We start from the raw sequence: 3900 nt of genomic DNA, 5'->3' as shown, positions 1-3900 counted from the left end.
GCAGTACCGTAAGGTGTTTGCCAATGCAGTAGTGGGAGAAGCAAGAATCCCCCTGCTTTAGCTGTGGGGAGTGTCAACATAAATATAAAAATAAATATCATGTTGTTTATCAGAAGGACATCTACACAGGAGAGCAGTGGCTGGAGATCATGCCGCAAAAAGCATCCAAAGCGCAGGCTGCTTTGCAGCTAAAACAAAAACTGGAATGTGACAGATTAGTTGTTTTTGGTGATGGAAGTATCTCCCAAAAATATCTATTTCCAAATCAACTGTTTTATGATATCATATAGCTTAACCTGCGGAAAATGGAGGTTATAAGACATGAATCATATTGAAGAAAAGATCATTCAGACTATAGATGAACACAGAGATGAGATCATAGCCTTTGCGAAGGATATCCAGAGCCATCCGGAGCCGGGATTTTATGAGGAGAGAACAGCCGCACATGTTGCGGCTTTTTTGCGTGGCCTGGGACTTCGTGTGCATGGAGGACTTGCACGCACAGGGGTTCGCGCTGAGTGGATGGAACAGGACGGACCGAACGTTACTATTATCGGAGAACTTGACGCCATCGGATGTAAGTCGCATCCGATGGCTGATCCCGCCAACGGGACAGCACATGCATGCGGACACCACGCACAGATTGCAGCCATGATCGGCGCAGCATTGGCACTGACCAATGAGGAGGTTCAAGCCTCTCTGTCTGGGTCCGTATCTTTTTTTGCCGTTCCGGCGGAAGAATACATTGATGCAGATAAACGTGCACGGCTTCGGAAAGAGGGAATCGGCTTCCCGGCATCCGGAAAAAGCGAGCTAATCCGGCTTGGAGAATTTGATCATTCAGACATTATTTTGACCACACATGTGCACATGATGCCGGTAGAAGAAGATTTTTACCTGGGAAATGCGGCATGCAACGGATTTTCCGCAGAACGAGTGACAGTAAGAGGAAAAGCCGCACATGCAGCCATTGATCCATGGGATGGTGTCAATGCATTAAGTATTACTTCCAGTGCCATCCAGATGATGGGACTGATGCGGGAAACGTTCCGGGAGGAAGACCATGTGCGTCTTCACAACGTGATCCGAAAAGCCGGAGATGTGATCAATGCAGTTCCGGACGAAGCGGTGATCGAAACAAAAGTCCGTGCAGCGTCTCTGGATGCGATCCGGGCAACACAGGAAAAAATGGACCGTGCCTATGACGGAGCTGCCTATGCATTCGGTGGTACGATCGAAAGAGAACCGCTTCAGGGATATATGCCGATCCTGCACAGAGGTGCGGATAAAGTGATGGAGGAATCTGTAAAGCTTCTGGACGCTACGTACCGGTGCTCAAAGCCAGCAGATTTTAACAACGCCTGTACCGACGTAGGAGACCTGACCCATCTGTTTCCAGTGCTGAATTTCACATTCGGAGGATTTGAGGGAAAACTCCACGGAGCAGATTTTAAGATCATGGATGAAGAACTGGCATATATCAAACCAGCCAAGCTTCTGGCACTGACTACGTATCGTCTTCTTTGTGATCAGGCAAAAGAAGCAAAAAAAATCTGTCGGGAATTTAAACCTGTATTTAATAAAGAAACTTATTGTCAGTATATACAAGATAATTTTCGTGAAAATGAGTAGTTAACCGAATCAGGAGAATCCCCTGCGAGAGTACAATAAGCAATCTTATATCAGGAAAGTCCCATGCAGGGGGCGGATATCATAGCAAACAGAAGGAGAACTAAATGTCCGAAATTTCATTAGAATTGAAAAACATAAAAAAGAGCTTCCAGGAAGGTGAGGACGTCCTGGAAAGCATCTGTCTTACAGCAAAAAAAGGAGAATTTGTCACTCTGCTGGGGTCTTCCGGCTGTGGAAAAACCACTACACTGCGGATCATTGCAGGCCTGGAACAGCCAGATTCCGGCCAGGTTTTTCTGGATGGAAAGGATGTGACATCCCTGGAACCGAATCAGCGCAATGTGAACACAGTGTTCCAGAATTATGCACTTTTTCCCCATATGAATGTAGCAGATAACATTGGATATGGGCTGAAATTGAAAAAAACATCGAAAGCGGAGATCAGCAGAAGAGTCAAAGAAATGCTGGAGCTTGTTCAGCTTCCGGGCTTTGAGAGGCGTAAGCCGTCAGAGCTTTCCGGCGGTCAGCGCCAGCGTGTGGCCATAGCCAGAGCACTTGTGAACAATCCGGAGGTACTTCTTCTGGACGAACCCCTTGGTGCACTGGATCTGCAGCTGAGGCGTGCCATGCAGCACGAGCTGAAGCGCCTGCAGAAGAAGCTGGGGATCACCTTTATCTATATCACTCACGATCAGGAAGAAGCCATCAACATGTCTGATACGATTGCTGTGATGAACCACGGTCGCTTTGAGCAGATTGGGACGCCGGATGAGATCTATAATCATCCGAAGACCAGCTATGTGGCAACCTTTGTTGGAAATGCCAATATCCTGACCGGTATTGTGGAAAGCATTGCGGAAGAGGAGATTGACGGTACTTCCGCTCAGATCACCGTAAGAACTGATGCCGGAAAAGTAAAAGTATCAATGGACACCGCAGCTACATCTGACAGAGGATTTTTTCCGCAAAAAGGAGAAAAGGTTACCATCGCAGTAAGAAGCGAAAATATCCGGTTTGAGGAAAATAAAAAAAATGCACAACAAAGCACGCCGAATTGCACATCAGAAAACACACAAAAGAGTGTACAGGAGCCCGCAGAAAAACACACAGAGGACAGCTGCGATGGCTTAACCGCCGAAGTCATTGAAAAAACCTTCGCCGGCGGCCAGCTCCGTGTTGTTTTGAAAATTTCGGAAGGTCAGGAAATCGTGGCAAGCCGTTACGGCATTGATACAAATGTCAGTGTAGGAGAAAAGGTGCGCTGCTGTTTTCTTCCTACAGATGCAGTGCTGGTAGATCGGGAAGAAAGATCAGAAGAAGTATTGCCGGATCAGTCAGGTCCCTGTGTAGGAGGTACTCATGCGTAAGCACAGAGCAGGCTCCGTATGGATGATCCTGCCGCTGTATCTTTTTACACTGATCTTCGTCGCACTGCCTCTTCTGTATGTAGCTGCACTGAGCTTTTCCACAGCAGACGGCGGCTACGGCGTGAACTGGAAATTTACTCTGGATAATTACAAGCAGATCCTGGAGCCTGTATACCTGCAGACCTTTACGGGATCCTTCCGCCTTGCGCTCACCAGCACTTTGATCATTTGTCTGGTGGGCTACCCATTCGGATACTTTATGGCAAAGCTTTCCGAGGGCAAAAAGAAGCTGGCTATGCTTTTCCTGATGCTGCCTTTCTGGGTGAATTCCCTGATCCGTCTTTATGGCTGGATCATCATTCTCCAGAAAAAGGGCCTTCTGAATTATCTGCTGATGAAGCTTGGCATCATCCAGGAGCCCTTAAAAATCCTGTACAGCTATCCTGCGATCGTGATCGGTATGATCTATGTATTGCTGCCGTTTATGGCACTGTCCGTATATTCCAGTGCGGAAAAGCTGGACTGGTCCCTTGTGGAAGCTGCCAGAGATCTTGGAGCCAGCAGATGGAAGGCTTTCTGGAGCGTCACCTTTAAGCTGACTTTGCCGGGACTTCTTTCTGGAGTGATACTTACCTTTATTCCGTCTATGGGTCTGTTTTTTATTGCGGATATCCTGGGCGGAAACAAGATCGTACTTGTGGGAAGTCTGATCCAGGAGCAGATGACAAGAGGCAATAACTGGCCCTTTGCCGCAGCACTGGCTGTGGTACTGATGATACTGACAACTCTGATGATCGTATTATATCGGAAGCTTACTAATGTGAAGGAACTGGAGGGAATCGGATGAAAAAGAACTCAAAGCTTTCAGGACTGTACCTGGGGATCCTGTTTTTCCTTATGT

At 47.4% G+C, this 3900-nt stretch carries 3 protein-coding genes; all 3 read left to right on the top strand.

Features of this window, described 5'->3' with window-relative positions:
* Positions 1 to 321: 321 nt before the first annotated feature.
* The 3 genes from ABCM67_RS16095 to ABCM67_RS16085 all read left to right on the top strand — a co-directional run bounded on the left by ABCM67_RS16095 (position 322) and on the right by ABCM67_RS16085 (position 3846).
* Entirely contained in the window at positions 322 to 1632 is a 1311-nt protein-coding gene (locus tag ABCM67_RS16095) for an amidohydrolase (RefSeq protein WP_342993054.1), read from the top strand.
* A 104-nt stretch (positions 1633 to 1736) separates the two neighbouring features.
* Positions 1737 to 2999, top strand: coding sequence for an ABC transporter ATP-binding protein (locus ABCM67_RS16090; RefSeq protein ID WP_110102099.1), 1263 nt, complete (start codon positions 1737 to 1739; stop codon positions 2997 to 2999).
* A complete protein-coding gene (locus tag ABCM67_RS16085; protein ID WP_110102097.1) occupies positions 2992 to 3846 on the top strand; it encodes an ABC transporter permease in 855 nt (284 codons plus the stop codon). The genes ABCM67_RS16090 and ABCM67_RS16085 overlap by 8 nt, the downstream gene beginning before the upstream one ends.
* Positions 3847 to 3900 lie beyond the last annotated feature (54 nt).

It is taken from the genome of Blautia sp. 2227st1_G12_2227SCRN_220401 (assembly GCF_039062885.1).
Lineage (GTDB): Bacteria > Bacillota > Clostridia > Lachnospirales > Lachnospiraceae > Blautia_A > Blautia_A fusiformis.
This window is presented reverse-complemented; position numbering and strand designations above follow the sequence as displayed.